We start from the raw sequence: 6,888 nt of genomic DNA, 5'->3' as shown, positions 1-6,888 counted from the left end.
TTAAAAGATGTTCTAGGTAAACAGAGAAGTACAGGTAAAAAACTAGGAGAACTTTTAATTGACGATGGCATACTTACAGAAAACGATATAATTGAAGTGCTTAAGATGCAACTAGACATAGATAGGGTATATTTAGATGTTACAGAACTGGATAAAAATGCAGTTGCATCTATTCCAGAAAATTTAGCAGAAAAATATGGGTTAATTGCTATAGGCTATGAAAATCAAAAGATTAAAATTGCTATGTCTGATCCTCTAAATATATTTGCCATTGATGATGCTAGAATAGCTTCTGGTTATGATGTCATTCCTTATATTGCTACGAGTGATGAAATTAATAGAGCTATTGATAAATACTATTCAACTCGAGATGTTGAGCAGAAGGCAAAAGAGTTAAATAAAGAGTCGAATTCTAAAAAAGAAAAAGAGAAATTGAATAAGCCTGAAGGTTTTAATTTAGATGATGTTAAAAATGCACCAGTGGTAAAGCTTGTAGATTCAATTTTTAGTAACGCTATAAAGTCAAGAACAAGTGATGTGCATATTGAGCCTTTTGAAGCTTATTTGAGGATACGTTATAGAGTTGACGGTACCCTGCAAGAGGTTCTAAGATTAAATAAAGATTCAGTGGCAGCACTAACTACTCGAATAAAAATCATGGCAAATCTTGATATTGCTGAAAAAAGAGTGCCGCAGGATGGCAGAATTATCACTGAAGTAGATGGCTCCATGGTAGATCTTCGAATTTCTGTTTTGCCCACAATACATGGTGAAAAGATTGTTGCCAGAATTTTAAAAAGAGATAGTTTTTTAGTAGGTAAAGAGCAATTAGGAATGGATGCCAATGATTTAGAGAAAATGGATAGGATTTTAAAAAGCCCATATGGCATAATACTCGTAACAGGGCCTACGGGGAGTGGTAAATCTACTACTTTATATGCAGCCTTAAAGGAAATAAACAACACTGATACTAATGTAATTACAGTGGAGGATCCTGTTGAGTATATGATGGAAGGTATAAGTCAAGTAAATGTAAATGCAAAAGCAGGACTTACTTTTGCAGCAGGACTTCGGTCTATATTAAGACAAGATCCAGATGTAATAATGATAGGAGAAATTAGGGATGCAGAAACAGCCCAAATAGCTGTAAGAGCCGCTATAACTGGGCATTTAGTTTTAAGTACCATTCATACAAATGATGCAGCTTCTGCTGTAATAAGACTTACGGATATGGGAGTAGAACCATATTTAGCAGCTACTGCGATTTCTGGTATTGTAGCACAAAGACTTATTAGGAAAATATGTCCAAGCTGTAAAAAAGGATATGAAGCATCACTTTATGAAAAGAATATATTGGATGTTCCTAGTGGTGAGAGTATAACCTTACATAGAGGCTCTGGTTGTACCGCCTGCAATGGTAGTGGATACTTGGGAAGGCAAGGAATATATGAAATTATGGAAATAACCCACGCGCATAGAGAGCTCATTCAAAACAATTCAAATACAGAAGACATAAGAAAGTTAAATGAGACTCTAGGGTTAAAAACTTTAACTACTGCATGCAAAACAAATGTATTAAGTGGAGAAACAAGCATAGATGAGTTTATAAAAAATGCCTTTTAAAAGGAATAAATGAGGTGATTAAATGCCCTTATATAAATACAAGGTTATAAATGATGATGGTAAGAAGATACAAGGAACCTTCAATGCCAATAGCAAAAATGAAGTTTTGGCAATGATTAAAGATAATGGATTCTATCCCATTGAGGTAGGAGAAAGCAGTGAGCAAAAGAAATTTGATATGGGTAATTATCTCACGAAAATAACAACTAAGGATTTAGCCATAATGTGTAGACAATTCTACACAATGCTGGACGCAGGTTCTTCAATGCTAAATTGCCTTGATATACTAAAGGACCAAACTGGTAATAAAAAATTAAAGGTTGCACTAGAAGAAGTCTATGATGATGTTCAAAAGGGAAATACATTATCACAAAGTATGGAGAATCAAGACAAAATATTTCCATACTTATTCATAAACATGGTACAAGCAGGTGAGGTTAGTGGAAAGCTTGATACTATAATGCTTAGAATGACGGAACATTATGAGAAGGACAATAAAATTAATGGGAAAATAAAGAGTGCTATGGTATACCCTATCATTCTAGGTGTTATATCGATATCTGCAGTAGTATTTCTTTTAATCTTTGTAATGCCAACTTTTGTTGATATGTTTGATGGTGCAGAACTGCCAGTACCTACAAGAATTGTTATAGGCATAGGTGATTGGATGAGGACGAAATGGTATATAGCAATAGCAATAATAATATTATCTACCGTTGGAATTAAAGCTGCAAAATCCACAGAAAAAGGCGGAGTATTTGTAGAAACACTAAAACTTAATATTCCACTTATAAAAGGTACTACTCAAAAAATAATAGTGGCACGTTTTACGAGAAGTTTAGCTACTATACTTTCTAGTGGAATTCCACTAGTGTCTGCATTAGAGGTAGTAGGCGGTGTGGTAGGAAATAAATTAGTACAGTCTAAAATAATGAAAGCAAAAGACAAGGTAATGAAGGGTATACCCCTTTCAACTGCCATAAGTGAGATAGAGATATTTCCCAAAATGTTGTACTCCATGATGAAAATAGGAGAAGAATCTGGAACTCTTGATGAAATTTTAGATAAAACTGCAAATTTTTATGATGATGAAGTAGAGGAAGCAATGCAGAAAATGACTACTATGATTGAACCACTTATGATACTTATAATGGGTGGACTTGTAGGATTTATAGTTATAGCGATGATGCTTCCGATGTTTGATATGGTTAATCATGTGCAGTAGAGGGTGCGAAAATCTCTTAAGTGCATTGCAACACGAGCGTGAAACGGGAAATTTCATTAACAAAAGAAGAATTTCTAAATTTAATTTCAATGTTTTTTCGCTTCTTATTGAAAGTCACTCCGGAGAAAATTTATATTTACTATAAATATTAGTGTATATAATACGATATATGCATTATAGAGTAATATAGATAGCATTAGATGTAGTAATATTAAAGCTAAATGGAAAACTGGATTCATTGAAAAAGTTATTAGCTCTCAAAAGGAGTTAAAATATAAACAATAATAAAAGGGGGAAATTAAAAATGATTAAAAATATTAAAAAGAAAAAAGGATTTACACTTATTGAACTTATTATTGTTATTGCTATTATTGGTATATTGGCGGCGATTGCGGTGCCTAAGTTTGGGGATATTCAGAAAAATGCAAAAATAAAGGCTGATATTGCGACTGGAAAGACAATATCTGATGCAGTTTCGGTTTTAGTAGCACAAGGTAAAATACCTGAAGCAACATTTAACGTTACAGGAGCGATAATTACAGAGTCTACTGAGGTTGATCCTCCTACTACTGATGCTCACATTGCTGGTCAAATAGGAACTTATCTTCAGTCAATACCAACATCTAGTTTATACAAAGGTAATCATTTTTGGGTTGTTATTGCTGATGGAAATGCAGCAGTTCATGTAAGTGATGCTGCAGAAGAAACCGCATTTAATACACAAGTGTATCCAACTCCAACTTCAGGTAGTGAATACGACACAGACTAAAATTTTAACAGCTTATTTATAATTTCATTTATCCAATGTTTTTATAACTTTGGATAAATGAAACATTTTAAATTACAAACAATACCTTGCACCAATAATTTAAAGAAAACATTATAATAGAACAAAACTATAGATATTAATATGCAAAAGTTGAAAATTCTTAATATATTACATCATCTATATGATGATGGCTGTATTATTGCACTGAAGGTGAAAATTGATATATTTTTAAGAGTAAATTATAAAATATTAATAGTTAAATCAAATCTAACATATATAAATCCATAATCATTAATTTTGAGAATTAAATCTTGTTATCAAGATTTTTACATACAAATACTAATCAAAGGAGGCTACCACCATGAAGATTCCGCAAAAAAACAAAAAAGGATTTACGCTTATAGAACTTATTATAGTAATAGCAATCCTAGGGATTTTAGCATCTATAGCAGTGCCTAAGTATGGTGGAATACAGCAGTCTGCTAAGAAACAGGCGGATGTGACTAATGCTAAGGTTATTGGAAATGCTTGCTCAATTTTAGTAGCACAAAATGCAATTATAGTGGATACTTCGGGGCTTGCTGCTAACGCTAATCTTAAATTACTTACTTATTTACAAACTGTGCCAACTCAGCAGATGAGTGAATTTTCGGGAGATCAATTTTATGTCACGGTAACTGTTTCTAATGGAGAGGTTAAGGTATATACAGATTCAGGAACGGATAAGAAAATCCTATACCCTATTATTCACGCAGATTACGCAAATTAGTTTATATATAATAATTCTCAACTATAAAATCCGCAAGGGGTGAAAAATTTGTTAGATAGAAAAGTTTTAGTTATAGATATTGGCAGTGGCAATATAAAAATTGTTCAGGGTGTTAGGAGTGGGAAAAGTATAAAGGTGTTTAAGGCAGTAAGCATTCCTACACCAAGAAATTCCTTTGATGATGGGCATATTAACAATATTATAGCCTTGAAAGGAAAGATTAGTGAGGCACTAGAAATTAATGAAATTAAGACTAAATCTGTTATTTTTACTACTGAAAGTTCTGCAATAATTACTAGAATTATAACTGTGCCTATGATAAAAAATTTAAAAGAGATGGAGTCTATGATACAGCTACAGATGCAACAGTATTTACCCATAAAGTTTGAGGATTATATATTCCAATTTATAATATTAGAAACATTTAAAGAAGAAGAGCAAAACAGTAAATTAGAGCAACCAGAAGAAGATCAAGAAGAAAAAATAGAAGCTAGAAAAGAGAAAAAGTTAGGATTAAATACAAGCTTGAAGATTAATAAAAATATGTTCAAAAGGAAAGAGGATGTACCTACAAAGGCTAGAGTTAGAATAGCGGTTATTCCTAAAGAAATGGCAGAGGGATATTTGGATTTAGCTAAGGAATTAAAATTAACGCCTATAGGGTTAGATTTGAATTTTAATGCAGTGACAAAGATGTTTGCAACGGAAATTAAAATTGGCAATGGACAATACGATAAAGAGGAAACCACTGTAGTTATAGATATAGGTCAACAATCTATAAATGTTGATATTATTTCTCGGGGAATATGTGAGTTTACAAAAATAATTAGCAGTGGCGGAATAAATATAGATAGTAATATAGCTCAGCAACTAGGGGTAGATATCTTTGAAGCAGAAAAAAGAAAAATGTATGAAGGGGATTTATCCGCTGAAAGTTTTCAGAAGGAAGATGAGGAGCTAGTTAACCGTGTTATTAGACTAGTAGTAGATGAATGGATGAGAGAAATAAATAAGATTCTACAATATTATAAAAATTCTAATGATGGAGAAATAATTAATAGTTTATATATTCATGGTGGTAGTAGCAAGATAAAAGGCATGGAAGAGTATATTGCAAATGCTCTAAATATGTCTATTGAGTGCATTAAAATCATTAAGGATATTAATTTACTGGATAGTGTAAATGGCGTAGAAACAGAGTATTACTTAAATGCTGTAGGAGCTATAATAAAAATTTAGGATGTGAGACAATGAGAGATTTTAACTTTTTCAGACCCTATCTCGACAATGAAAGTTTGTCCCTGAAAACTCGCTTAACTATAGTAATAGCATCTATATTAATTTTTGTTTTTATGGCTGCAATATTTGTGGGAAACAGCGTTAGGATAGTGGGTATTGAAAAAGAAATTAAAAGTATTGAAAATATAATGACTTCACCTAAGACTCAGCAAATTAAAAATGAGTTCGCGGCAGAGGGAGAAAAAACTAAAAAAACTCAGCAATATTATGAAGAGCTGAAAAAGGTAAGTTCAACTGTACGTAGCATGGACATAATAAATAGTGAACTTATAAGAAAAATTTCTTCAACTACTCCAGAAAAAGTTTTTTTTCAATCGATATCCATAACTGATAAAGCAGTACAAATTCAATGTTCCTCGGATAGTAGAATTTCAGCTGCAGAATTACTGCATAATATGAAGGAATTAAATATTTTTGAAGAGGTATTTATGCCAGGTATTAATTCAGGTTCAGAGGATAATGATTCTCAGCAAAAATTTACATTAATATGCACATTAAAAGGTGGGGAAGTAAATGAAGAACAAAATAAGTAGAAGAGAGAAGGTAATGATTGGCATTCTATGCATTGCAGCGATTATTACGGCTTATTATAATTTAATTTATTCTCCACAAAAACAAAAGATAGATACTCTAGTTGAAACAAAAATTAAGTATGATGAAGAATTATCACTGATAAGTAAACAAGCTTTGAATGTGCAAAACATGCAAAAGAACACAAAAATAATGAATTCAAATATTTTAGGACTTTCAGAAGATTTGCTTCCACCAGTAGTCCAGGAAAAGATTATTTTAATAATGGATAATTTAATTAAGAAATCTGAGGTTAGTACCGGTGGTTTTACAATGACAAACTATGTTTTAGAATCTGCTGAAGCGGTGGCAAATGATGCTTTAGAAAAACAAAAATCGTCACTAGATGTAATAGTAGACGAATACGATGCTTTAAAAAGTGCTGAAGCAAAAACAAGTAAAGCAGATGCAACTAATAATTCTACTGCAACTAAAGACAAGGTAGCTACAGATGATTCAAAAGCTAAAACTACCGCAGAAAATAAAGAGGCAGAAAAGAAATTACCAACTACTGTAGAAAAGGTTTCAATTTCTATGGGATATCAAGGCACCTATGATGAACTTAATGCTTTCATAAAAGCTGTGGAAGATTTTCCGGAAAAAATCATTGTTAACAATCTAACAATTTTTACC

The 6,888-nt window shown here is 32.1% G+C and carries 7 protein-coding genes; all 7 read left to right on the top strand.

From position 1 onward, the window contains the following. A partial coding sequence (locus ACJAX4_RS20880; RefSeq protein WP_435791359.1) for a GspE/PulE family protein occupies positions 1-1,623 on the top strand: 1,623 nt, incomplete at its 5' end. A 22-nt stretch (positions 1,624-1,645) separates the two neighbouring features. Further along, positions 1,646-2,848 (top strand): type II secretion system F family protein, encoded by a 1,203-nt coding sequence (locus tag ACJAX4_RS20875; RefSeq protein ID WP_435791358.1) that lies wholly within the window; start codon positions 1,646-1,648, stop codon positions 2,846-2,848. Positions 2,849-3,152: 304 nt separating this feature from the next. Then, entirely contained in the window at positions 3,153-3,617 is a 465-nt protein-coding gene (locus ACJAX4_RS20870) for a prepilin-type N-terminal cleavage/methylation domain-containing protein (RefSeq protein ID WP_435791357.1), read from the top strand. Between the two features lie 361 nt (positions 3,618-3,978). After that, positions 3,979-4,386, top strand: coding sequence for a type II secretion system protein (locus ACJAX4_RS20865; RefSeq protein WP_435791356.1), 408 nt, complete (start codon positions 3,979-3,981; stop codon positions 4,384-4,386). 48 nt (positions 4,387-4,434) lie between these two features. Then, entirely contained in the window at positions 4,435-5,625 is a 1,191-nt protein-coding gene (gene pilM / locus ACJAX4_RS20860; RefSeq protein WP_435791355.1) for a pilus assembly protein PilM, read from the top strand. 11 nt (positions 5,626-5,636) lie between these two features. Continuing rightward, complete coding sequence (locus ACJAX4_RS20855) at positions 5,637-6,218, top strand: PilN domain-containing protein (RefSeq protein ID WP_435791354.1); 582 nt, start codon at positions 5,637-5,639, stop codon at positions 6,216-6,218. Further along, positions 6,199-6,888 (top strand): hypothetical protein (locus tag ACJAX4_RS20850; protein ID WP_435791353.1); only part of this gene is annotated, 690 nt, incomplete at its 3' end. The genes ACJAX4_RS20855 and ACJAX4_RS20850, both read left to right, overlap by 20 nt.

Origin of the sequence: Clostridium sp. (assembly GCF_051278035.1) — a bacterium.
Lineage (GTDB): Bacteria > Bacillota > Clostridia > Clostridiales > Clostridiaceae > Clostridium_AD.
This window is presented reverse-complemented; position numbering and strand designations above follow the sequence as displayed.